21 protein-coding genes are annotated in these 22,098 nt (G+C 66.5%); 6 read left to right on the forward strand and 15 right to left on the reverse strand.

What is annotated here, in order from left to right; translation table 11 throughout:
* Position 1: 1 nt before the first annotated feature.
* From mreD to ACLB90_RS06650, 3 genes are all read right to left on the reverse strand, one after another.
* The gene (gene mreD, locus ACLB90_RS06640) at positions 2–487 is read right to left on the reverse strand and encodes a rod shape-determining protein MreD (protein ID WP_411852186.1); all 486 of its coding nucleotides are present in this window, start codon (positions 485–487) and stop codon (positions 2–4) included.
* Positions 484–1,494 carry a rod shape-determining protein MreC gene (mreC, locus tag ACLB90_RS06645; protein WP_411852187.1) on the reverse strand — a complete coding sequence of 337 codons (1,011 nt, stop codon included), beginning with the start codon at positions 1,492–1,494 and terminating at the stop codon, positions 484–486. The genes mreD and mreC overlap by 4 nt, the downstream gene beginning before the upstream one ends.
* A 125-nt stretch (positions 1,495–1,619) precedes the next feature.
* Complete coding sequence (locus tag ACLB90_RS06650) at positions 1,620–2,666, reverse strand: rod shape-determining protein (protein ID WP_411852188.1); 1,047 nt, start codon at positions 2,664–2,666, stop codon at positions 1,620–1,622.
* Between the two features lie 275 nt (positions 2,667–2,941).
* On the opposite strand from ACLB90_RS06650, the gene ACLB90_RS06655 reads away from it, so the two are divergent.
* Positions 2,942–3,880 carry a carbohydrate kinase family protein gene (locus tag ACLB90_RS06655; RefSeq protein WP_017355499.1) on the forward strand — a complete coding sequence of 313 codons (939 nt, stop codon included), beginning with the start codon at positions 2,942–2,944 and terminating at the stop codon, positions 3,878–3,880.
* 23 nt (positions 3,881–3,903) lie between these two features.
* Here the strand turns inward: ACLB90_RS06655 and ACLB90_RS06660 are convergent, their stop codons facing one another.
* The 4 genes from ACLB90_RS06660 to ubiE all read right to left on the reverse strand — a co-directional run bounded on the left by ACLB90_RS06660 (position 3,904) and on the right by ubiE (position 8,305).
* Positions 3,904–4,542, reverse strand: coding sequence for an HAD family hydrolase (locus ACLB90_RS06660; protein ID WP_411852189.1), 639 nt, complete (start codon positions 4,540–4,542; stop codon positions 3,904–3,906).
* On the reverse strand, positions 4,530–5,258 hold the full coding sequence (locus ACLB90_RS06665) for a hypothetical protein (protein ID WP_411852190.1): 729 nt from the start codon (positions 5,256–5,258) through the stop codon (positions 4,530–4,532). Before ACLB90_RS06665 ends, ACLB90_RS06660 begins: the two co-directional genes overlap by 13 nt.
* 140 nt (positions 5,259–5,398) lie before the next feature.
* The gene (locus ACLB90_RS06670; protein ID WP_411852191.1) at positions 5,399–7,324 is read right to left on the reverse strand and encodes a M1 family metallopeptidase; all 1,926 of its coding nucleotides are present in this window, start codon (positions 7,322–7,324) and stop codon (positions 5,399–5,401) included.
* 219 nt (positions 7,325–7,543) lie between these two features.
* Positions 7,544–8,305: a bifunctional demethylmenaquinone methyltransferase/2-methoxy-6-polyprenyl-1,4-benzoquinol methylase UbiE gene (gene ubiE / locus ACLB90_RS06675; RefSeq protein WP_017356645.1), complete on the reverse strand. Its 762-nt coding sequence runs from the start codon at positions 8,303–8,305 to the stop codon at positions 7,544–7,546.
* A gap of 77 nt (positions 8,306–8,382) precedes the next feature.
* On the opposite strand from ubiE, the gene ACLB90_RS06680 reads away from it, so the two are divergent.
* The 4 genes from ACLB90_RS06680 to ACLB90_RS06695 all read left to right on the forward strand — a co-directional run bounded on the left by ACLB90_RS06680 (position 8,383) and on the right by ACLB90_RS06695 (position 10,276).
* Entirely contained in the window at positions 8,383–8,835 is a 453-nt protein-coding gene (locus ACLB90_RS06680; protein WP_320491854.1) for a nucleoside deaminase, read from the forward strand.
* Positions 8,836–9,087: 252 nt separating this feature from the next.
* Positions 9,088–9,378 carry a hypothetical protein gene (locus ACLB90_RS06685; protein ID WP_411852192.1) on the forward strand — a complete coding sequence of 97 codons (291 nt, stop codon included), beginning with the start codon at positions 9,088–9,090 and terminating at the stop codon, positions 9,376–9,378.
* Positions 9,379–9,440: 62 nt separating this feature from the next.
* Positions 9,441–9,773 (forward strand): hypothetical protein, encoded by a 333-nt coding sequence (locus tag ACLB90_RS06690; RefSeq protein WP_411852193.1) that lies wholly within the window; start codon positions 9,441–9,443, stop codon positions 9,771–9,773.
* Between the two features lie 77 nt (positions 9,774–9,850).
* Complete coding sequence (locus tag ACLB90_RS06695; protein WP_411852194.1) at positions 9,851–10,276, forward strand: low affinity iron permease family protein; 426 nt, start codon at positions 9,851–9,853, stop codon at positions 10,274–10,276.
* Between the two features lie 21 nt (positions 10,277–10,297).
* Here the strand turns inward: ACLB90_RS06695 and ACLB90_RS06700 are convergent, their stop codons facing one another.
* From ACLB90_RS06700 to smeD, 3 genes are all read right to left on the reverse strand, one after another.
* Positions 10,298–11,683 (reverse strand): efflux transporter outer membrane subunit, encoded by a 1,386-nt coding sequence (locus tag ACLB90_RS06700; RefSeq protein WP_411852195.1) that lies wholly within the window; start codon positions 11,681–11,683, stop codon positions 10,298–10,300.
* Positions 11,684–11,780: 97 nt separating this feature from the next.
* Positions 11,781–14,915, reverse strand: a complete 3,135-nt coding sequence (gene smeE, locus ACLB90_RS06705) for a multidrug efflux RND transporter permease subunit SmeE (RefSeq protein ID WP_411852196.1) — start codon at positions 14,913–14,915, stop codon at positions 11,781–11,783.
* Positions 14,916–14,927: 12 nt separating this feature from the next.
* Positions 14,928–16,106 (reverse strand): multidrug efflux RND transporter periplasmic adaptor subunit SmeD, encoded by a 1,179-nt coding sequence (gene smeD / locus ACLB90_RS06710; protein WP_411852197.1) that lies wholly within the window; start codon positions 16,104–16,106, stop codon positions 14,928–14,930.
* A 234-nt stretch (positions 16,107–16,340) separates the two neighbouring features.
* Between smeD and ACLB90_RS06715 the strand changes: the two genes are divergently transcribed.
* Positions 16,341–17,009: a TetR family transcriptional regulator gene (locus ACLB90_RS06715; protein WP_411852198.1), complete on the forward strand. Its 669-nt coding sequence runs from the start codon at positions 16,341–16,343 to the stop codon at positions 17,007–17,009.
* Positions 17,010–17,924: 915 nt separating this feature from the next.
* On the opposite strand, the gene ACLB90_RS06720 is transcribed toward ACLB90_RS06715, so the two are convergent.
* The 5 genes from ACLB90_RS06720 to xerC form a co-directional block, all read right to left on the reverse strand.
* On the reverse strand, positions 17,925–18,308 hold the full coding sequence (locus ACLB90_RS06720; protein ID WP_411852199.1) for a hypothetical protein: 384 nt from the start codon (positions 18,306–18,308) through the stop codon (positions 17,925–17,927).
* Between the two features lie 156 nt (positions 18,309–18,464).
* On the reverse strand, positions 18,465–18,794 hold the full coding sequence (locus ACLB90_RS06725) for a hypothetical protein (protein ID WP_411852200.1): 330 nt from the start codon (positions 18,792–18,794) through the stop codon (positions 18,465–18,467).
* A 276-nt stretch (positions 18,795–19,070) separates the two neighbouring features.
* Positions 19,071–20,447: an ATP-dependent protease ATPase subunit HslU gene (gene hslU, locus ACLB90_RS06730; RefSeq protein ID WP_411852201.1), complete on the reverse strand. Its 1,377-nt coding sequence runs from the start codon at positions 20,445–20,447 to the stop codon at positions 19,071–19,073.
* 110 nt (positions 20,448–20,557) lie between these two features.
* Complete coding sequence (gene hslV, locus ACLB90_RS06735) at positions 20,558–21,109, reverse strand: ATP-dependent protease subunit HslV (protein ID WP_017356659.1); 552 nt, start codon at positions 21,107–21,109, stop codon at positions 20,558–20,560.
* Between the two features lie 91 nt (positions 21,110–21,200).
* Positions 21,201–22,091: a tyrosine recombinase XerC gene (gene xerC, locus ACLB90_RS06740; protein WP_411852202.1), complete on the reverse strand. Its 891-nt coding sequence runs from the start codon at positions 22,089–22,091 to the stop codon at positions 21,201–21,203.
* Positions 22,092–22,098 lie beyond the last annotated feature (7 nt).

Below are 22,098 nucleotides of genomic sequence, written 5' to 3' on the forward strand. Positions count from 1 at the left end.
GTCAGCGCCCGCGACGTCCGAAGCGCACGGCGTCGAGCAGCATGAACACCAGCGGCCACAGCCCCATGCCCAGCAGCGGCGCCCACCAGTACGACCACGGCAGGGTCGGTTCGCCCACCACGATGTGCACCACCGCGCTGACGATGCGGTCGTTGAACAGCAGCCCGCCGATGGCCAGCATCTGCTGGGACATCGGGAAGAAGCGGATCCGTGCACGGAAGCGCTGCAGGATGAAGGTCAGCATGACCAGGCGCAGCGACTGTTCGCCGAGCACCCCGCCGTACAGCAGGTCAGCCACCACGCCGCTGGCAAAGGCGATGCCCAGGCCGACCCGGTCGGGCGCTTCGATCACCCAGTAGGCCAGCACCAGCGCCAGCCAATACGGACGCAGCGGCTGCAGCAGCGACGGCAACGGCAGCAGGCCCAGCAGCAGGGCCAGCACCAGGCTGACCGGCAGCACCCAGGGTTTGTCGCGCAGGCGGCTCATCGCTGTTCCTCCGGCGGCGGTACGCCCGTTTCGCGGGGTGCGATGGCCGGCGATGCCGGGCCAGCGGCCGGCACCACCGGGACGGTGGGCGGGGGTTGGCGGCCGGCGACCGGTGGGGCCGCCGGGCCGCCGGCGGCTTCGGAGAGCTGCAGGTTCGGCGGGACGTGGATGGCGGCACCGGGCCTGAGCAGCAAAACGTCTCGGCCACGGTCGAGCTGGGCGGCGGGCTTGAGCTCGCCCACCAGGAAGGCGTGGGTGTCGTCCGGGCGCAGCGCGGTGATGCTGCCGACCGGGAACCCGGCCGGGAAGCGGCCGCCCAGGCCGGAGGTGACGATCTCATCGCCCACTTCGACCCCTGCGCTGAGCGGGATGTCGCGCAGTTCCAGGGTGTCGCCGCGCCCGTAGACGATCAGGCGCACGCCATTGCGCGCCACCGTCACCGGTACGGCATGGTCCGGGTCGGTCAGCAGCAGCACCGTGGCACTGTTGCCGGTCGTGGCGATCACCTGCCCCATCAGGCCGCCGGCATCGATCACCGCCTGCCCCATGTGCACCCCGTCGCGGGTGCCTGCGGCCAGTACCAGGCGCTGGCGCACCGGGTCCAGGTCGATGTCCAGGATCGGCGCCAGCTGCACGTCCAGGCCGCTGCGCTCGGCCACGTTGAGCAGTTCGCGCAGCTGGGCGTTGTCCAGCGCGGCGGTCTGCAGGCGGGTCAGGCGCGCATTGGCGATCAGCAGCTGGTTGCGCAGCTCGCGGTTCTCGGCCACCAGCTGGCCGTGGCTGGCCGCGTTGTCCTTGACCTGGGTGCCAAGCCTGCCCGGCAACCCGGCCAGGGCCCAGACCGGCTGCACCAGCACATTGGCCTGCGCGCGCAGGCGGGCGAGCCAGCCGGCCTGGTCGTCAAGCACGATCAGGACGATGGCCAGGGCCAGGTAGGCAAGCAGCCGCAGCGGGCTGCTGGCATCACCCTGGCGGGAGGCTACGGGAGGACCGGCATAAGGCGGCACGACAGGCTTCGACTGGAAAAGGTGTTGGGGATGCGACAACGCCCCAGCGCTGCGATGCCCGGCGTGGCGCGCACGCCACCGGCATCACGCGCAGGGGCGCGTCCGTCGAACAGGTCCGGTACGGCTTACTCCGGCGCAAAGAACTCGCTGCCGTGCATGTCCACCAGTTCCAGCGCACGACCGCCACCGCGGGCCACGCAGGTCAGCGGGTCGTCGGCCACCTGCACGTGCAGCCCGGTTTCCTCGGAGATCAGGCGGTCCAGGTCGCGCAGCAGCGCGCCACCGCCGGTCAGCACGATGCCGCGCTCGGCGACGTCGGCGCACAGTTCCGGCGGGGTCTGCTCCAGCGCCAGCTTGACCGCGCTGACGATGCCCGACAGCGGTTCGTGCAGGGCTTCGAGCACCTCGTTGGAGCTGATCTTGATCATCTTCGGCACGCCCTCGGCGAGGTTGCGCCCGGAGATCTCCATCTCGATCACTTCGGCCTGCGGGTAGGCGCAGCCCAGCTCGACCTTGATGCGCTCGGCGGTGGCTTCACCGATCAGCATGCCGTGGTTGCGGCGCACGTAGTTGGTGATCGACTCGTCGAAGCGGTCGCCACCGATGCGCACCGACGCCGAGTAGACGATGCCGTTCAGCGAGATCACGGCCACTTCGGTGGTACCGCCGCCGATGTCGATGACCATCGAACCGCGCGCTTCGGTCACCGGCATGCCGGCGCCGATCGCAGCGGCCATCGGTTCCTCGATCAGGAACACGTCGCGCGCACCGGCCTCTTCGGCCGATTCCTTGATCGCGCGGCGCTCGACCTGGGTCGAGCCGGCCGGCACGCACACCAGCACGCGCGGGCTCGGGCGCAGGAAGCGCGACTTGTGCACCTTCTTGATGAAGTGCTTGAGCATCGCCTCGGTGTAGGTGAAGTCGGCGATGACGCCGTCCTTCATCGGGCGGATGGTGGTGATATGGCCCGGGGTACGGCCCAGCATCTGCTTGGCCTCGGCGCCGACCGCGGCGACCGAACGGGTGCCACCGATGGCGCGGTCCTGGCGCACGGCCACGACCGACGGCTCATTCAGCACGATCCCCTGCCCACGCACGAAAATGAGGGTGTTGGCCGTGCCCAGGTCGATGGACAGGTCATTGGAGAACATGCCACGCAGTTTCTTGAACATCTGGGAGTTGATCCTGAGGGGTGTCGCGCCCAACGCGGGATGGCGAAAAAATGGGCAGAATTCGAGGCAGACAAGCCTAGCAATCCCCCTGTGCGCGAGCAAGGACAAATCTGGTGCAAAGCCAGCCTTCACGGCCATTCAGCCCAATCCGGACAGCCCAGGTTCTGGCCCTGTGGCGTCTCACCCGTTAACCTTTGCGCCGCAGGGCGCCCGAGGGCGCCGTTTCGTTGCCCGCCCGACGGGCCTCAACACCCTCTCCGCATAGGCCTTAATCGATGTCCGCTTTGATCTGTGGTTCTCTTGCCTTCGACACCATCATGGTGTTCCCGGACCAGTTCAAGAATCACATCCTGCCGGACAAGGTCCACATTCTGAACGTGTCGTTCCTGGTCCCGCGCATGCGCCGCGAGTTCGGCGGCTGCGCCGGCAACATCGCCTACAACCTGCACCTGCTGGGCGGCGAGCCGATCCCGATGGGCACCGTGGGCTCGGACTTCGGGCCGTACCGCGAGTACTTCCAGGGCCTGGGCATCGACCTGAGCCGGGTCAAGGTGATCGACGAACTGTTCACCCCGCAGGCGTTCATCACCACCGACCACGACAACAACCAGATCACCGCCTTCCACCCGGGCGCGATGATGCGGTCCTACGAGAACCACGTGAAGGACGTGCCGGGCGTGACCCTGGGCCTGGTCGGCCCGGACGGCCGCGAAGGCATGATCCAGAACTCGCAGGAATTCTTCGACGGTGGCGTCCCGTTCATCTTCGACCCCGGCCAGGCCATGCCGCTGTTCAACGGCCCGGAACTGCGCACCTTCATCGAGCAGGCCGACTACGTGGTGGTCAACGACTACGAGTCCAACCTGCTGCAGGAGCGCACCGGCTGGGACGAAAAGCAGATCGTGAGCCGGGTCAAGGCCTACATCACCACCCGCGGCCCGAAGGGTGCGGTCATCCACACCCCGGAAAAGACCTACGACATCCCGCCGGCGCACGAGCGCCGCGTGGTCGACCCGACCGGCTGTGGCGACGCGTTCCGCGCCGGCCTGATCTACGGCATCGAGAAGGGCTACGACTGGCTGACGATCGGCCGCATGGGCAACCTGATGGGCGCGCTGAAGGTCGAACACCCCGGCACCCAGAACCAGCGCTTCACCTTCGATGAGTTCAACGAACAGTTCAAGCAGCAGTTCGGTTACGCGCTGAACGCATGACGGCAGCCGGGTAGAACCCGGCGCTACGGGTGTTGCCAGGTCTCCAGTACCTGGCGGCAGTCGGCCAGGTGCCAGCAGGCCAGGCCAGGCCACGGGTTGTCCGGGGCGTTGACCAGCAGGGTGCGGGTGCCCGCCGCGCGCCCGCATTCCAGGTCGAAGCGGTAGTCGCCCACCATCACCACCTGCGCGGGGTCCACCTGCCAGCGCCGCACGAAGTGCAGCAGCCCGGCCGGCGACGGCTTCGGCTCGGCTTCGTCGCGGCCGATGATGTCGTCCGCGCCGAACACATCGCCCAGCCCGATCGCCTGCAGCGTCACCTCGGCCAGCGTGCGCGCATTGCGGGTCAGGATGCCCAGCCGGCAGCCCTGCGCCTGCAGCGCGCGTACCAGCGCCACGGCGCCCGGAGCCGGCTGCGCGGCCTCCGCCAGCGTGCGCTCGTGTTCCAGCAGCCAGGCGTGCTTGGCCGTGGCCGCCTCGGCCGACAGCCCAGCCAGGTGGGCCAGGATGTCCTCCTCCACCGGAATGCCCAGCGCGCGCTTGATCTGGTCGAAGTCATGCACCGCCACGGTCAGGGTGCCGTCCATGTCGAACACCCAGTGGCGGATCGCCGACAGCGGTGCCGCTGACGGCCGCGCGGCATCGGCCACGGTCACTCCCACCACTTCGGCATGCGGGTGGTATCCACCCCACCGGTCTCGAACACCGCCGTACGGGTGCCGCCGGCCTTGACCGGGAATTCGATGCTGATCACCTTGGCCTTGCGCGCCAGCTTCCACAGCGCCTTCTGGTCGGTGATGAACAGCGCGATCGCCTCGTCGGTCTGCGGCCGCCAGGCGGCCATCGCGATCGGCTTGCCGCCATCCACGCTGACCTGCACCTTGCACTGCGGGCAGCGGAAGTCGCCCGCCTGCAGCACCAGGTAGGCGTGCCGTTCCCACTGGGGGTGGTCGCGGAACACCAGCTGCACCGTCTTGGCACCGCTGCCGTCCACGTCCACGCGCTCCTTGCTGTAGATCTGCGCCGAGAACTGCGTGCCCTTGCCCACCGGAATCTGGTTGTACTGCCACAGGGCCTGCATGCGGCGCAGGTCGCGCGCGGCCTCGGCCTTGACCTTCACCTCGGCGTAGCCCGGCTCGATCCGTGCCGCCACGTCGGTGTCCTTGTACTGGTCCAGCAGCGACCCGCCGTGGATGCGCGCACGCTCCCAGTCCTGGGCGGCCACCGCCATGTCGTACTGCTTGGCCACGCCTTCGGCCTTCGCCTCCTGCTGCGCCTTGGCAGCGGCAGCGGCAGCCTCCTGTGCCTTGCGCTCTTCCTCGGGATTGCTGCAGGCGGCCAGGGCCAGCGTGCAGGCCGCGATGAGGATCAGTCGTTTCATTGCAGACGTCCGGTTCGGGAGTTTTCCCCGAGTTTACCGAGGTTGCCGCGCCACAAAAGAAAACGGCGGGTTTCCCCGCCGTTTTCAGGCACTGCATCGCGCGGTGTTGGCTGGCCGGGGGTGCCGGCCAGCGGCCGGCACTACTTGCTTGCCTTGTCCAGCATGTCCTGCACCGAGGCGGTGGTGATCGGGTGGTAGCCCGGCTTGGCCTTCTCGAAGGCGGCCTTGGCCAGCACCAGGCCTTCGGGGGTCTTCACCAGTTCGGCATAGATCGGCAGGATCAGCTTGCGACGGCCGACGCGCTCGATGAATGCCGCGGCGTCCTCGTTGGCCTCGGCATACCCACTGCGGATCGCCAGCGGGTACCAGCGCATGGCGATTTCGCCATTGGCGGTGCCGGTGAAGTGGTAGGCCTTGTCCAGCGCGGCCAGCTTTTCAACCGGCAGGGTCTTGCCCAGGCCATCGATGAAGTGGACCCACTCCTGGGTGCCCCACTCGCCGGTGATCTGCTGGGTCGGCAGGTTGCCGCTGCCATCCCACGCGATGCGCGCGGTATCGACGATGGAGAAGTTGCGCGAGCGCGCCTTGGTCGCGAACGACGGGATGCCCGGCTCGTCCAGCCACGCCTTCAGCTCGGCGTCGGTGACGGCGCCCGGCTTCTTCGGCAGCAGGTTCTTCTTCAGGTACGCAACGAACTGGTCGGTGTTCGCGCTCTGGAAGGCATGGTCATCGAACCAGCCACGCAGGAACGGATCGAAGGTCTCGCGGCCGAAACGCTGCTCCAGGAACTGCAGGAACCACGAGCCCTTGACGTAGGCAACGTTGCTCAGCGCTTCGTCCGGGTCGCGTTCGGTCAGCGGCGGCAGGGCCAGCGCCTGGTCGGCCGGGCTCATGTCCTTGACCTCGGCCAGCAGGTCGTTCTGGTCGATCTCGCGCTCCATTTCAGCCATTTCCTGGCCATACAGCGCTTCGGTGATGCGGCCCTGCACGTAGGTGGTGAAGCCTTCGTTGAGCCAGATGTCCTTCCAGCTGGCGTTGGTCACCAAGTTGCCGGACCAGCTGTGCGCCAGCTCATGGGCCACCAGCGACACCAGCGACTTGTCGCCCACGATCACGGTCGGGGTGGCGAAGGTCAGGCGCGGGTTTTCCATGCCGCCGAACGGGAACGACGGCGGCAGCACGAGCATGTCGTAGCGGCCCCAGCGGTATTCGCCATACAGCTTCTCGGCGGCACCGATCATCTTCTCGGTGTCCTCGAACTCCTTGACCGCCTTGCCGACCATGGTCGGTTCGGCCCAGACGCCGGAGCGGCCGGAAATCGGCTCGAACACCAGGTCACCGGCGGCGATGGCCAGCAGGTAGGACGGGATCGGCTGCGGCATCTTGAAGGTGTAATCACCGTCACGCGCGGCCTTGGGGTCGTTGTCGGCGCTCATCAGCACCATCACGTCCGGACGCGAGACCACGTGCGCGCTGTAGGTGAAACGCACGCTGGGGGTGTCCTGCAGCGGCACCCACGAACGCGCGTGGATGGCCTGCGACTGGCTGAACATGAAGGGCAGCTGCTTGCCCTCGGTCATCGACGGCTCCAGCCACTGCAGGCCCGAGGCGGTCGGCGCGGTGTGGTAGGTGATCTGCACCTTGGCCGGCTGTTCCGGCGCCTCGATGCTCAGCTTGCTGCCAAACACCTTGTCGGCCGGGGCCAGCACGAACGCCAGCGGCGAGGCCTTGCCGTCGGCGCCCAGCGCCTCGACCTTCTCCACGGTCAGCTCGCGGGTGTCCAGCACCAGCTGCTTGGCCGCCTTGTCCTTCCACTCCAGGGTGTAGGTGGCGGTGCCGCCAATCTGCTTGCTGTCGAAATCCAGCTTCAGATCCAGCGCCAGGTCCTTGATGACGACCTTGTCCGGCTCGGCATAGGAGCTTTCGTCGTGGCTGCGGTTGTCGGCTTTCACTGCAGTGGCGCTCGGCGTCTGGGCGGCAGGGTCGGCGGTGGGCGCGGCAGGCTCTTTGGAACAGCCGGCGGCAAGCGCGACGGCCAGGGGAATCAGCAGGAACGGAGATCGCATGTACGGGACCGATCAGGGTGAAACCACCAGTTTACCCCCCACCTGCCCTATTCAGTCGCGCGCACAGGGCAACCGCGCGCAGGCGGCCTCGTGGCGGCCCTGAGCGGCCCGCATGGGGCATCGCGGCCCACGGGGCCGCGTAACGATGCATGGCAGGCCCTCTCCGCCGGCCTGCCCGCACTGGTGCCGCGCTCCCTCAGCGGGAACGGGCACCGGATTTCACACCTTATAGCCGGAGTGGATCGAGACGATGCCGCCGGTCAGGTTCTTGTAGTGGCAGCGCGCGAAGCCCGCCTCGCCCATCATGGTCTTGAGCTGCTCCTGCGGCGGGTGCTTGCGGATGCTCTCGGCGAGGTACTGGTAGCTGTCGCCGTCGCGTGCGAACAGCTGGCCCAGCTTGGGCAGGATCTTGAACGAGTGGAAGTCGTAGATCGGCTTGAACCAGTCCGCGGTGACTTCGGAGAACTCCAGCACGCGCGCCTGGCCGCCCACCTTGAGCACCCGGTACATCTCGCGCAGGCCGGCATCCTTGTCGGTCACGTTGCGCAGGCCGAAGGCGATGGTCACCAGGTCGAAGCTGGCATCCGGGAACGGCAGGGCCTCGGCGTTGCACTGGACGTACTGCAGGCCCGAGACCAGACCGCGGTTGGTCAGCCGGTCGCGGCCCACCGAGAGCATGCCCGCGTTGATGTCGCCGAGCACCACTTCGCCGTCCTCGCCCACGCGTTCCTTGATCAGCGCGGCGATGTCGCCGGTGCCGCCGGCCAGATCGAGCACGCGGTCGCCCGGCTTCACCTGCGCGGTGGCCACGTAGTAGCGCTTCCACGCCCTGTGGATGCCCAGGCTCATCAGGTCGTTCATCAGGTCGTAGCTGCGCGCGACCGAGGTGAACACTTCGCCCACCAGCTTCTGCTTGTCCTTGGCGGCGACATCGCGGAAGCCGAAATGGGTGGTGCCAGTCTTGTAGGGGGATTCGCTCATGGCCCCGATTATCGCACCGCTGGCGACGCTGCGGCACCCACCGCCTATCATGGCCGCTCCTGTTTACCGGACCGACCATGATCACCACGCCCGATTACGCTGCCCTGCTCGAAACCGCCATCGCCGAAGCCCGCCAGGGCCTGGCCGAGGGCGGCATCCCGATCGGCGCGGCCCTGTACCACAACGACGGCCGCCTGCTCGGCTGCGGCCACAACCGACGGGTGCAGGAAGGCGACCCCTCGGTGCACGGCGAAACCGACGCGTTCCGCAAGGCCGGCCGCCAGCGCCGCTACCAGGACACCATCATGGTGACCACGCTGGCCCCCTGCTGGTACTGCAGCGGGCTGGTCCGCCAGTTCAACATCGGCACGGTGGTGGTCGGCGAATCGGTGACGTTCCAGGGCGGCATCGAGTGGCTGCGCGAGAACGGCGTGACGGTGATCGACATGCAGAGCCAGGCCTGCATCGACCTGCTGGGTGGTTTCATCTCGGCCCACCCCGAGGTCTGGAACGAAGACATCGGCGAGTAAGCCGTCGCGTTCACGGCGCGCCGCCTGCTCCGGGCGCGCGCCGTGGCCACGCAACGGCCGTGGTGCGGATCCGCGTTCTGAACGCTTCAGGTGCGGGCGGCGAAGTGAACACGCTGTGCCAGCAGCGTCTGCGTGGCATGAGGGACGCGCTGCGCACATCGGTCGCACCTGCTGCACACGCTGCGGTAACAAATGGGCAGCGATGACCGCCTATGGTGGATGCACAGGGGGCTGCATCGTCGAGGAGACGCCATGAACGCCCGAATACGCCGCACCGCCGCTGTCGAACCCAGCATGATTCTCGCCTGGGAACAGCTGCAGGTGTCCTATACCAAGTACCGCAACTCCGCGCCCTTCTGGAGCGCCTACCAGGCCATCCAGAACGAGCTGATGCTTTCCCACCCCAAGCGCTGCATCGATGTGTGCAACCAGCTGGCCACGTTGGCCGAACGGCTGGGCGTGGTCACCCATGCACAGCTCCTCGGCAGCGTGTCGCCTGAATCTTTCAGCGATGGCCGCCACGCCGGCTCGACATCGCCATGACGTCGCATGCACCACGCATTACGCACTCTTGCTGGACTCCCTCCTTCCATATCGACGCAACCATGTCTTCCGCCTCGCTTTCCATCCCCGCCGTGATCGACGTTGACGCCGAAGTCGGCCACTGGCGTCAGCGCCACGCCGACGGCACGCTCGGCGCCGGTTCGTTCGGACACTACGTGCCGTGGATCAAGTTCGCCTGCGACTCGCTGATCACCCAGCCGCGTGCCAGCGACGAGCAGCGCGACGAATCCTTCCAGACCCACTACGCCCTGCAGATCATGCCCCGCCTGAGCGAGGAGCAGGCCCGCGATTTCGTCGAACAATGCTGGGAGCATGTCTACCGCGCCGGTCGCCAGGATCTGTCCGCGCGTCCGCGCCTGGGCGCACGCGCCTGATCCACGCCGCGCGCTGCACGCCGTGTGCACGGCGCGCCTGCCCATGATGAGGCACCGCAACCACCCTGCCGTGCCGCATGAAACTCCGCCGTGTGTTCAACCTGGTCGCCAAAAAGGCGTCCTATGCCGCCGGAACGCCGTGGACGTTCCTCGGCGCGCTGGCCATCGTCGTGATCTGGGGCGCCAGCGGCCCGATCTTCAAGTTCAACGATACCTGGCAGCTGGTGATCAACACCGGCACCACCATCATCACCTTCCTGATGGTGTTCCTGATCCAGCACAGCCAGAACGCGGACACCGCCGCGATCCAGATCAAGCTCGATGAGCTGATCCGCGCCACCGCCGAGGCCAACAACGAGCTGCTGGACCTGGAAGAACTCGACGAGGAACGGCTGGAGGAAATCCGCCGCGAGTATGAGCGCATGGCACGCGACGCCGGCGATGCGCTGGAGCGGGTGCGCGCGTCATGCAATCACGCGCGCCCGGATGACGAGGCGGTGTGACCGCCCCGTCGTGCCGGCGGGTCAGCCGCGCTCGTGCCAGCCGCCGCCGAGCACCTTGTACAACGCCACCTGGTTGGACTGCTGCGCCAGCTGCGTGCTGACCAGCGACTGACGCGCGCTGTACGCGGTACGGCGCGCATCGAGCAAGGTCAGGAAGCTGTCCAGCCCGGCATCGTAGCGGGCCTGCGACAACTGCTGCGCCTGCTCGGCCGCCGCCACCAGCGCCTGCTGCGACTGCAGCTGCTCGGCCAGGCTGCGGTTCAACGCCAGCCCATCGGCCGCTTCGCGGAAGCCGGACTGGATGGCCTTTTCGTACTGTGCCAGCGCGATATCGCGATCGGCGGTGGCCATGCCCAGGTTGGCGCGCAGCTTGCCGCCCTGGAAGATCGGCAGGTTGAGCTTGGGAATGAAGCTCCACACGCGCGTGCCACTGTCGAACAGGCCGGACAGTTCCGAGGAGGCCGAACCAACGCTGCCGGTCAGGCTGATCGACGGGAAGAACGCCGCACGCGCCGCGCCGATGTTGGCATTGGCCGACATCAGCGTGTGCTCGGCGGCCATCACGTCCGGGCGCCGCAGCAGCACATCCCCCGGCACGCCGGCCGGCAGCGGCTGCACCGCCGCGACATCGGTGATTTCACCCTGCGGCAGCAGGGCGTCGTCGATCGGGCCACCGGCGAGCAGGACCAGCGCATTGCGGTCCTGCGCAACCTGCCCGCCGAAGCGGGCGACATCGGTGCGGGCGGTTTCCACCAGCGTGCGGGTCTGGCTCAGTTCCAGCGCCGAAGCGCCGCCCAGACGGTGCCGCGCCTCGGTCAGGCGCAGCGAATCCTCATAGGTGGCCAGCGTGGCCTGCGCGATGCGCAGCTGCTCGGCATCGGCACCGAGGGTGAGCCAGGCGTTGGCCACCTCGGCCACCAGCGACAACTGCGCGCTGCGGCGATTGGCCGCCTCGGCGAAGTACTGCTGCAGGGCCGCCTGGCTGAGGCTGCGCACGCGGCCGAACAGATCCAGCTCGAACTCGACGACGCCCAGGTTGGCGCTGAACTGCTCGGTCACCGGTGCGTCGCCGCCGCTGCGGGTCATCTGGCCCTGGGCGGCAATCGCCGGCACGCGGTCGGCGCGCTGGATGCGGTACTGGGCGCGGGCGCGCTCGACGTTGAGCACGGCCACGCGCAGGTCGCGGTTGTTGTCCAGCGACTGGCCGATCACCGCCTGCAGGCGAGGGTCGACGAAGAAGTCGCGCCAGCCGATGTCGGCAACGTCGACCGCCGATGCGGTCGACGCGGTGGTCGGCCACTGCGCCGGGATCGCCGGGGCGACCTCGGTTCTGCGCGGCTCGAGGGTGGCACAGCTGGCAAGCGAAAGCGCAACTGCGACGGAGAGAATCAAAGAAGCGTGTTTCATAACGATTTCCTGGGTAGTGCCGGCCGCTGGCCGGCGCCAAGCAGAGCATGGATCGAGCACCGCGTGGATGCCGGCCAGCGGCCGGCATCCATGCGCATCAGGCATCGCCGGTCGTGCGCGCCTTGCGGTTGAACACGCGCTGCACCACCACGAAGAACAGCGGGATGAAGAACACGCCCAGCAGGGTGCCCACCACCATGCCGCCGAGCACGCCGGTACCGATCGCGCGCTGCGCGCCGGAACCTGCACCGGAGGCGATCGCCAGCGGCAGCACGCCCAGGCCGAAGGCCAGCGAGGTCATGATGATCGGGCGCAGACGGTCGCGCACGGCATGCATGGTGGCCTCGATCAGTCCGACGCCCTTCTCCAGGTTTTCCTTGGCGAACTCCACGATCAGGATCGCGTTCTTGCTGGTCAGGCCCACCGTGGTCAGCATCGCGACCTGGAAGTAGATGTCGCGCTCCATGCCGCGCATGGTGTTGGCCAGCACTGCACCGAGGATGCCCAGCGGCGCCACCAGCAGCACCGAGGTCGGCACGCTCCAGCTTTCATACAGCGCGGCCAGGCACAGGAACACGATCAGCAGCGACAGCGTGTACAGCAGCGGCGTCTGCGAACCGGCCTGGCGTTCCTGGTAGGACAGCGCGGTCCACTCGATCTCGAAGCCCGGCGGCAGGTCCTTGGCGATGCGTTCGATCTCGGCCATTGCATCGCCCGAGGCCACGCCCGGGGCGGGCTCGCCCTGGATTTCCATCGCGGACACGCCGTTGTAGCGTTCCAGGCGCGGCGAACCGTAGTCCCAGCGCTTGGTGGCGAAGGCGCTGAACGGCACCATCTCGCCCTTGGTGTTCTTCACCGACCAGACGTTGAAATCGTCCGGGTTCATGCGGAAATCCGCATCGGACTGCACGTACACGCGCTTGACCCGGCCGCGGTCGATGAAGTCATCGATGTAGCTGCTGCCCCACGCGGTGGCCAGCGTGTTGTTGATCGAGGCCACCGACAGGCCCAGCGCGTTGGCCTTCTCCACGTCCACGTCGATGCGCAGCTGCGGGGTGTCTTCCTGGCCGTTCGGGCGCACGTTGGCCAGCAGCTTGCTCTGACCGGCACCGCCCAGCAGCTGGTTGCGCGCGTTGAGCAGGGCCTCGTGGCCCTGGCCGCTGTTGTCCTTCAGGAAGAAGGTGTAGCCCGAGCCGATGCCCAGCTCCGGCATCGCCGGCGGCGGGAAGGCGAAGATGAAGGCGTCCTTGATCTGGCCCAGCGCGCCCATCGCGCGGCCGGTGATCGGGCCGACGCCCTGGTCGGCATTCCGGTCCTTCCAGTCCTTGAGCTTGATGAAGGCCATGCCCGCGTTCTGGCCCATGCCGGCGAAGCTGAAGCCCTGCACCATGAACACCGATTCGACCGCCTCGGACTCGTTCTTCAGGAAGTGGTCTTCCAGCTTGTACATCGCCTCCAGGGTGCGCTCCTGGGTGGCGCCGACCGGGGTCTGCACCAGCGCCATCAGGATGCCCTGGTCTTCATTGGGCAGGAACGAGCTGGGCAGGCGCGCGAACAGCAGGCCCATCACCACCGCCAGCGCAGCGAAGATGGACATGAAGCGCCACGGCCGCGCCAGGATGCCCTTGACGCCACGCTGGTAGGTTTCGCTGGAACGGTCGAAGCCACGGTTGAAGCCGTTGAAGAACCGACCGGCCAGGCCGCGGTGCGCCACGTGGTGCTCGCCCTTCTTCAGCGGCTTGAGCATGGTCGCGCACAGCGCCGGGGTCAGCACGATGGCGACCAGCACCGACAAGGCCATCGCCGACACGATCGTCGCCGAGAACTGCCGGTAGATCACGCCCGTGGAGCCGGTCATGAAGGCCATCGGCACGAACACCGCCGACAGCACCAGGCCGATACCCACCAGTGCGCCGGTGATCTGGCCCATCGACTTGCGGGTGGCCTCCAGCGGCGACAACCCTTCTTCGGACATGATGCGTTCGACGTTCTCCACCACCACGATGGCGTCGTCGACCAGCAGGCCGATCGCCAGCACCATCGCGAACATGGTGAGCATGTTGATCGAGAAGCCCAGCGCGGCGAGGATGCCGAACGTACCCAGCAGCACCACCGGCACGGCGATGGTGGGAATCAGGGTGGCGCGGAAGTTCTGCAGGAACAGGTACATCACCACGAACACCAGCACGATCGCTTCGATCAGCGTCTTGATCACGCCCTTGATCGAGACCTGCACGAACGGCGTGGTGTCGTAGGGCACCACCGATTCCAGCCCGGCCGGGAAGTTGGCCTTCATGTCATCCAGCGCCGCGCGGACGCCGTTGGCGGTATCCAGCGCGTTGGCGCCGGTGGCCAGGGTGATGGCGATACCGGTGGACGGCTTGCCGTTGTAGCGGGTGACGAAGTCGTAGCTTTCCGCACCGAGTTCGACCCGGGCCACGTCGCCCAGACGCAGCTCGCTGCCATCGGTGCCGCCGCGGACCAGGATGTTGCGGAACTGTTCCGGGGTCTGCAGGCGGTCCTGCGCGTTGATGGTGGCGTTGAGCTGCTGGCCCTTGACCGACGGCGCACCGCCAAGCTGGCCGATGGCCACCTGTGCGTTCTGCGCGGTGATCGCCGCGGTGACTTCATCCACCGACAGCTTGTAGGTGTGCAGCTTGTTGGGGTCCAGCCAGATGCGCATGGCGTACTTGCCGCCGAACACCTGGATGTTGCCCACGCCCGGCACGCGACTGAGCGGATCGACGACATTGGAGCCGACATAGTCGGAGATGTCGTTGGCATCCATGCTGCCGTCGTTGGACACAAAGCCGATCACCTGCAGGAAGCCGCTGCTCGACTTGGCCACGTTGATGCCCTGCCGCTGCACTTCCTGCGGCAGCAGCGGCATGGCCAGCTGCAGCTTGTTCTGCACCTGCACCTGCGCGATGTCCGGGTTGGTCCCGCTCTCGAAGGTGAGGGTGATGGTCGCCTGGCCATTGGCCGAGCTGTTGGACGAGAAGTAGATCAGGCCATCGATGCCTTTCATGTTCTGTTCGATGATCTGGGTCACCGAGTCCTCGACCACCTTGGCCGATGCACCCGGGTAGGTGGCGCTGATCTCGACGGCCGGCGGTGCCACTTCCGGGTACATCGAGACCGGCAGCTTCACCACGGCCAGCGCACCGGCAAGCATGATGATGATCGCGATCACCCATGCAAAGATGGGGCGATCAATGAAATAACGTGCCATTGGATTCTCCGCTTACTGCTTGTCGGCCGGAGCCGCCGGCGCAGCGGCCGGCTTGGCCGGCGCGGCGCCCATCTCGGTGGCCTGCACGGGCATGCCCGGCTGGATCTTCTGCAGCCCTTCGACAATGACCTTGTCGCCGGCCTTCAGGCCGTCCTCGACCAGCCACTTGCTGCCGACCGCACGGCTGACCTTGACCGGCCGCACTTCGACCTTGTTGTCCTTGCCGACCACCATCGCGGTGGTATCGCCCTTGGGATCGCGCGCGACGCCCTGCATCGGCACCAGCAGGCCGTTCTCGCGCACGCCGCTGCCGACCTGCGCACGCACGTACATGCCCGGCATCAGGATCTGGTCGGGGTTCTCGACCTTGACCCGCATCGCGTAGCTGCCGGTGGTGGGATCGACGCTGACTTCGGAGAACTCCAGCGTGCCCTTGTGGGCGAACTCGGTGCCGTCATCGAGCAGGATGGTCACCGGCAGGCTCTGGTTGTCCTGCAGGCGGCCGCTGGCCAGCTCGCGACGCATCTGCAGCAGTTCGCTGGCCGACTGGGTCAGGTCGACGTAGATCGGGTCCAGCTGCTGCACGGTGGCCAGCGCCTCGGCCTGGCCGGCGCTGACCAGCGCGCCCTGGGTGACCGACGACTTGCCGATGCGGCCGCTGATCGGCGCGGTGATGCGCGCGTAGCCGAGGGTGACATTGGCGGCATCCAGCGCGGCGCGGGCGGCCCCGACATCGGCCTCGGCCTGCTTCAGCGCCGCGATCGCGTTTTCGTTGTCCTGGGTGCTGACCGCGTCGACCTTGGCCAGCTCGGCAATGCGCCGCGCGCTCAGGCGGGCCGCATTGGCGGTGGCTTCGGCGCGGGCCAGCTGGGCGCGGGCGCTGTTGGCCTGGGCGCGGTAGCTGGCGTCGTCGATCTGGTACAGCGCCTGCCCGGCGTTGACCAGCCCACCTTCGGTGAACAGGCGCTTGGCCACGATGCCGCTGACCTGCGGGCGCACTTCGGCCACCAGGAAGGCATTGGTGCGGCCCGGCAGTTCACGGGTCAGCCCGACCTGCTCGGCTTTCAGGGTGGCCACGGTGACCTGGCCGGGACCGCCCTGCGGCCCCTCCGGGGCACCACCGCCGCAGGCGGACACGGTCAGGGCGATCGCGAGGGACAGCGCGAGGAAGCGATAGGGGGATCGGGACATGGCAGCGTGGGCTCACAGGTACGAATAAGGGGCACCCCGCCACGAACTCCACCGAAAAAACGGCGAATCACGGGTAACAGGGCGACAAATGACGACAAAACCTGGCTGAGTGCCTGCCGGCGCAAGGCAGGCAGTGCTTGGCGAGGATCAGTGGGGCGCAAATATACATACATGCATGTTTGTTTGTAAAGCGGTACAATTCAGGCCGGTTTCATCCAGCACGTGCGCAGCGCAATGGCCAGAAAAACCAAAGAAGAGGCACAGGCCACCCGCGAAGGCATCCTTGATGCGGCCCAGGCCTGTTTTCATGAATACGGGGTTGCCGGCACCAGCCTGGCGATGATCGGCGCGCGGGCGGGCTTTACCCGCGGCGCGGTGTACTGGCACTTCAAGAACAAGACCGAAGTGCTGACGGCGATGATCGACCGCGAGCGCATCCCGTTCATCGAGCGCCTGCGCCGCACCACCTCGTCCAAGCGCTCCACGCCGGTGCTGGACCTGCGTTCGGCGCTGCTGGTGTCTTTCCAGGAACTGGCCGACGACGAGCGCCTGCGCAACATGATGGAGATCATGCTGCGCAACGATCTGTCGGTGGAGAGCCAGGCGATGCAGCAGCTGCAGCTGGAAGCCTCGCGCGAGGAGCTGGCGATCTTCGCGGCCGCCTTCCAGCGCGCACGCGACCTCGGGCAACTGCGTGACGGCGTGGACGTGGACACGGTGGCGCGCATCGTCAGCACCAGCCTGACCGGCGTGCTGTACAGCGCGATGCTGGAGCCGGAGCTGTTCGAGATCAAACGCGACGGGGTGGAGACCCTCGACGCGATCCTCAGCGCGTTCGTGAAGCCGGGTGTGTTCACCCCGGGCGCCGCGCCGACGGCGCTGCCGACCGACGACGAGGCGTAGTGCCGGCCGCTGGCCGGCTCCTCGGATTGCATGGGTTCCCTGGGTGCCGGGCTCTGCCCGGCAGCCTCATGCATTCAGGCGAACAGCCGGTGGGCGTCGGTTTCGTGGGTCTGGCTGAGGCGTCTTCCAGATCAACCAGCACATCACCGAATGAATCGCCCCGGGAATCTCGGAGACTCATTGGTTTGAGTCACGCCGACATGGCGGACAAGGCCCGAACACTTCTCATTCATGCAGCTTGACGACCGAAACATCTGAGACTTCAGCTCCGGTAAGTTCTGCTGAGCAGGTTCTTCGACGGTCAGAAAGGCTAACCGTCCCCACAACGGTGGCGAAGTAGACTCCGTTTTCAGGCTTCGGCGAGGAGCAGTCAATTTTTGAACCATCCGACCGCATGGCCTGAGCAGAAACCGATGGGTCATTGCAGCTGGAATGAATGGCCTTTCAGGCCGCAGGACCCTCAAGCGGTAGTGCCGGGGAGAAACGTTGGCTGAGCTGACAAGTGCCTGGTTGAAGCTGGTGGCGGCACCACGAGCCTCTAGTGCACAGGGCAGGTCGAGCGCGCACGTGCCTCGATTATGCTTGTGCATTCAGATGGTGATCCTCCACTGCTGTCAGCGTGCAACAGCTTTCCATCTTCCCGCAAAAGTACGTAGTAGACCCGCGTGCGCACGCGTTCTCCAGTGCCGATGTCATATCCACTTACGGCCGAAACAACTCGAGCGCTGCAGTTCAGCGTTGAAAGCGGCGAAAGGTGACCCTCGGCCACTCCGGCTATCGCCGACATGTATTCAGCAGCTAAAGGACTGTCTGGTTGATCGTTGATGGACTTCCCCGAAACGGCCTCCTCACTTCCGCATCCCTGCATCAAGCCACCAATCAGCGTGAGCACCAACGCGCGGCATCTCAATACGTTCATTTTGCATGGCACTCGGCGCGTGCTGCATCAATCATCATCTTGCTGCATTCCTGCAGGCCAAGTGCGCAAGTTCCAGACGACAAATAGCGCTTCCCAGAATCGGTCAGCGCGTAGAACACCCTCCACGCTCTTGTGCCTGGCTTCGGAAACTCTACCTGTACAGTTATCAGCTGTAGTTCAATGGCTGGTCCTTCAGGGACGCTATCCTTTGCCAATGCGCCTTGCGCATTAACTTCGTAGTGCTGTGCGAAACTGCTATGGGGTTCGTGGTTGATCACGGAATAGTTGCAGCCCTGCGGGCTGCTGCATGACGTTGCGCTCAACGCTGCAACGACAACCAGAGTGATGCCTGAAATTCGTAGCGAGTTGTGCGCGGTCACGTTTGGTGCTCCTGGCATCACTTTCCAGAGAATTGTCGATCCAATCGTTTTGCGTCCAGCCTTCCTTCCACTCGGAACACGCCCTTGAAGTCGCTGAGCTTAAGCTTCTGTGTAATGTCGTTGCCAGTGATTCCATCTTCATCGGAAGCTCGAAGCCTAGTGCCCGAGCGATTCGCCATGAGGTGATCGTCGGTGCAGCCGATCCATATACCGCTGCTGCATGTAGCTCAGCCCCGTAGCCGAGTCAGACACATGCCCGGTATACCCCGGTCCATCCTTCGGCTGCCCACCCACCACTGCGCCATACGGCTCGTAGACGGTCCGTTCGATCACCAGGCCATTGGCATCGGTCACCGCCACCGGCGAGCCCAGCGCATCGATGTGGATGTACTCCACCGTTTCCTGGGCGTGGGCCGCCGGGCTGCTGGCAGTGAAGGCCAGCAACAGCACTGCACTCTGTACAACTGCTCTGAAGATTCCGTTCATGGTCATTCGTCGCTCAGCACGCCAGTGGTGACGGGATAGTCTGCGGTCCATGCGGAGTTGACGTTGACGTTGCCCCCGCTTCTCCCGTGGCAACGACACACTATCAAAGGCGGGTCGGGGCGGATTTGCGGGAATATGAGCAGCATCGATGCTGCGACCAGGCCCCCAAGGACGGGTTCACGGCGCCCCCCGCAAACCCGCAACGTCCCGCCAAAGCCGAGCCAACAAAAAAGGCGGCACCGAAGTGCCGCCCTTTCAATTCATGCCACCCACCGCTTACAGGATGTAGCGGCTCAGATCCGGATCCTGCACCAGCTCGCCAAGATGAGCGTCCACGTAGGCGTGGTCGATGCTGATCGTCTCGCCGTCGCGGTCCGGGGCTTCGTAGCTGAGCGAATCCAGCAGTCGCTCGAGCACCGTGTGGAGGCGGCGGGCACCGATATTCTCCTGGCGCTCGTTGACCTGGAAGGCGATCTCGGCCAAGCGGTCGACCGCATCGGCGGTGAACGCCACCGACACGCCTTCGGTGAGCAGCAGCGCTTCGTACTGCTTGGTCAGCGCGGCCTTCGGCTCGGTCAGGATGCGCACGAAATCATTCTTGCTCAGCGCGCCCAGTTCCACCCGGATCGGGAAGCGGCCCTGCAGCTCGGGAATCAGGTCGCTGGGCTTGGCCAGGTGGAACGCACCGGAGGCGATGAACAGGATGTGGTCGGTCTTGACCGTGCCGTACTTGGTGGACACGTTGGACCCTTCCACCAGCGGCAGGAGGTCACGCTGCACGCCTTCGCGCGACACGTCGCCACCGGACGCACCGGCTTCGCCGCGCTTGGCGACTTTGTCGATCTCGTCGATGAACACGATGCCGTGCTGCTCGCACGCTTCGATCGCCGCGCTGCGGATGTCGTCTTCGTTGACCAGTTTGCCGGCCTCTTCCTCGATCAGCAGCGGGCGCGCGGCCTTGATGCTCAGCGTGCGCTTCTGCGCCTTGGCGCCGCCCATGCTGGAGAACATCTGGCGCAGCTGCTGGCCCATTTCCTCCATGCCCGGCGGGGTCATGATGTCCACGCCGACGTTGGCCGACACTTCCAGCTCGATCTCGCGCTCGTCCAGTTCGCCGTTGCGCAGCATGCGGCGGAACTTGATGCGGGTTTCATTGTCCTGGGCGGACGGTTCGTTGCGCGCGGCCTCGGCATCGAAGCCGATGCCGCCGCTGCGGCGCGGCAGCAGCGCATCGAGGATGCGGTCCTCGGCGCGCTCTTCGGCCTGGTTGCGCACGCGCACCTTGGCCTGCTCGCGATACAGCTTGACCGCGGTGTCGGCGAGGTCGCGGATGATCTGCTCCACATCCTTGCCGACGTAGCCGACCTCGGTGAAGCGGGTCGCTTCGACCTTCACGAACGGCGCGTTGGCCAGCGTGGCCAGGCGGCGCGCGATTTCGGTTTTGCCGACGCCGGTCGGGCCGATCATCAGGATGTTCTTGGGCATGACTTCGTTGCGCAGCTCGGCCGGCAACTGCATGCGGCGCCAGCGGTTGCGCAGCGCGATGGCGACCGCGCGCTTGGCGTCATGCTGGCCGACGATGTGCCGATCCAGTTCCTGCACGATCTCGCGCGGGGTCATGGTGGCGGAAGAAACTTCAATCTTGTGCGGCATGGGTGTGCTCACGAGTGAATGCGGTTGTTCGAGGTTGCCGGCCAGCGGCCGGCACTACGCCATGTATCGGGTCGGCGCCGTGGGAGTGCCGGCCGCTGGCCGGCTTTCCCTTACAGCTCTTCAACCACCACATTGCGATTGGTGTAGATGCAGATGTCGCCGGCGATGTTGATCGATTCGGTGGCGATGGTGCGGGCGTCCAGTTCGGTGTGCGCCAGCAGCGCGCGCGCGGCCGACAACGCGTAGGAGCCGCCCGAGCCGATGGCGATGATGCCGTCCTCCGGCTCGATCACATCACCGGTGCCGCTGATGATCAGCGAGGTGTCCTTGTCGGCCACGGCGAGCAGCGCCTCGAGCTTGCCCAGGCGGCGCTCGGTGCGCCAATCCTTGGCCAGCTCCACGGCAGCACGCTGCAGCTGCCCGTGTTTTTCCAGCTTGGCTTCAAACAGTTCGAACAGGGTGAAGGCATCGGCGGCGGCGCCGGCGAAACCGGCCAGCACCTGGCCCTCACGGCCCAGCCGGCGCACCTTGCGGGCGTTGCCCTTCATCACCGTGTGGCCGAGCGTGACCTGGCCATCGCCGGCGACGGCGACGTGACCGTTGCGGCGCACCGAAATAATGGTGGTGGCGTGAAAAACGTTGGGGTTCTGACTGGGGTCCATGTGGCCTCCGGGGTGACAGAGACTGAGGTGGGGTCGTTGCCCGGGGCTTCAAGCCACCCTGCCCTGCGCCCCGGTGACGCACCGGATCGATTCAGCTTTCGTTGCTGCTCTGCCGCCGCTTCGCGCGCGGGTGTGCGGCGTCGTAAACCTTGGCCAGGTGCTGGAAATCCAGGTGGGTGTAGATCTGCGTGGTGGCGATATCGGCATGGCCGAGCAGTTCCTGCACGCCGCGCAGGTCACCGGACGATTCCAGGATGTGGCTGGCAAAGCTGTGCCGCAGCATGTGCGGATGCACGTGCTTGAACAGGCCCTGGCGCTGCGCGAGCTGGCGGATGCGGATCTGCACCGCACGCTGGGTGATCGGCCCGCCTTTGCGCCCCGGGAACACCGGCGCATCCGCCGCGCCAGCGCTTTCGGCCTGCCAGGCCTGCAGGGCGGCGCGCGCATGCGTCCCGAACGGGACGCGTCGTTGCCGGTTGCCCTTGCCCAGCACGTTGACCAGGCCGGTCGCGAAATCCAGGTCGCGCCAGATCAGGGCGCACAGCTCGCTCAGGCGCAGGCCCGAGGAATAGAACAACTCCAGCAGCGCGCGGTCGCGCACGCCGAGGGGCGCATCGGTCGGCAGTTCGACCAGACGCACCGCTTCGTCGGCGTCGAGCACCTGCGGCAGTTTGCGCGGCGCCTTGGGGGCCTTCAACGTGGCGGCAGGGCTGACCTCGATGCGACGGTGCCGCAGCAGCCAGCCATAGAAACTGCGGCAGGCCGACAGGCGGCGTTGCAGCGAGGTCGGCGACAGGCCACGGCGGTGCTCGGCGGCGATGAACTGGCGCAGCTGTTCGCTGTCCAGGGCTTCGATCACCGTGTCCTGCGCCTGTGCCCACGCCGACACCGCGTCGAGATCGCGGCGATAGGCGTCCAGCGTGTGCGCCGACATGCGGCGCTCCACCTGCAGGTGGGCAAGAAACCCGGCGACGGCGGTCATGGGCACG

This window comes from Stenotrophomonas sp. LGBM10 (genome assembly GCF_046736075.1).
In the GTDB taxonomy this organism is placed as follows: Bacteria; Pseudomonadota; Gammaproteobacteria; order Xanthomonadales; family Xanthomonadaceae; genus Stenotrophomonas.

Excerpts from the sequence above, each read along its gene's own strand:
- mreD (WP_411852186.1), bottom strand. The coding sequence starts at position 487 with ATGAGCCGCCTGCGCGACAAACCCTGGGTGCTGCCGGTCAGCCTGGTG.
- ACLB90_RS06650 (WP_411852188.1), bottom strand. The coding sequence starts at position 2,666 with ATGTTCAAGAAACTGCGTGGCATGTTCTCCAATGACCTGTCCATCGAC.
- ACLB90_RS06655 (WP_017355499.1), top strand. The coding sequence starts at position 2,942 with ATGTCCGCTTTGATCTGTGGTTCTCTTGCCTTCGACACCATCATGGTG.
- ACLB90_RS06665 (WP_411852190.1), bottom strand. The coding sequence starts at position 5,258 with ATGAAACGACTGATCCTCATCGCGGCCTGCACGCTGGCCCTGGCCGCC.
- ACLB90_RS06670 (WP_411852191.1), bottom strand. The coding sequence starts at position 7,324 with ATGCGATCTCCGTTCCTGCTGATTCCCCTGGCCGTCGCGCTTGCCGCC.
- ubiE (WP_017356645.1), bottom strand. The coding sequence starts at position 8,305 with ATGAGCGAATCCCCCTACAAGACTGGCACCACCCATTTCGGCTTCCGC.
- ACLB90_RS06680 (WP_320491854.1), top strand. The coding sequence starts at position 8,383 with ATGATCACCACGCCCGATTACGCTGCCCTGCTCGAAACCGCCATCGCC.
- ACLB90_RS06685 (WP_411852192.1), top strand. The coding sequence starts at position 9,088 with ATGAACGCCCGAATACGCCGCACCGCCGCTGTCGAACCCAGCATGATT.
- ACLB90_RS06690 (WP_411852193.1), top strand. The coding sequence starts at position 9,441 with ATGTCTTCCGCCTCGCTTTCCATCCCCGCCGTGATCGACGTTGACGCC.
- ACLB90_RS06695 (WP_411852194.1), top strand. The coding sequence starts at position 9,851 with ATGAAACTCCGCCGTGTGTTCAACCTGGTCGCCAAAAAGGCGTCCTAT.
- ACLB90_RS06700 (WP_411852195.1), bottom strand. The coding sequence starts at position 11,683 with ATGAAACACGCTTCTTTGATTCTCTCCGTCGCAGTTGCGCTTTCGCTT.
- smeE (WP_411852196.1), bottom strand. The coding sequence starts at position 14,915 with ATGGCACGTTATTTCATTGATCGCCCCATCTTTGCATGGGTGATCGCG.
- smeD (WP_411852197.1), bottom strand. The coding sequence starts at position 16,106 with ATGTCCCGATCCCCCTATCGCTTCCTCGCGCTGTCCCTCGCGATCGCC.
- ACLB90_RS06715 (WP_411852198.1), top strand. The coding sequence starts at position 16,341 with ATGGCCAGAAAAACCAAAGAAGAGGCACAGGCCACCCGCGAAGGCATC.
- ACLB90_RS06725 (WP_411852200.1), bottom strand. The coding sequence starts at position 18,794 with ATGAACGGAATCTTCAGAGCAGTTGTACAGAGTGCAGTGCTGTTGCTG.
- hslU (WP_411852201.1), bottom strand. The coding sequence starts at position 20,447 with ATGCCGCACAAGATTGAAGTTTCTTCCGCCACCATGACCCCGCGCGAG.
- hslV (WP_017356659.1), bottom strand. The coding sequence starts at position 21,109 with ATGGACCCCAGTCAGAACCCCAACGTTTTTCACGCCACCACCATTATT.
- xerC (WP_411852202.1), bottom strand. The coding sequence starts at position 22,091 with ATGACCGCCGTCGCCGGGTTTCTTGCCCACCTGCAGGTGGAGCGCCGC.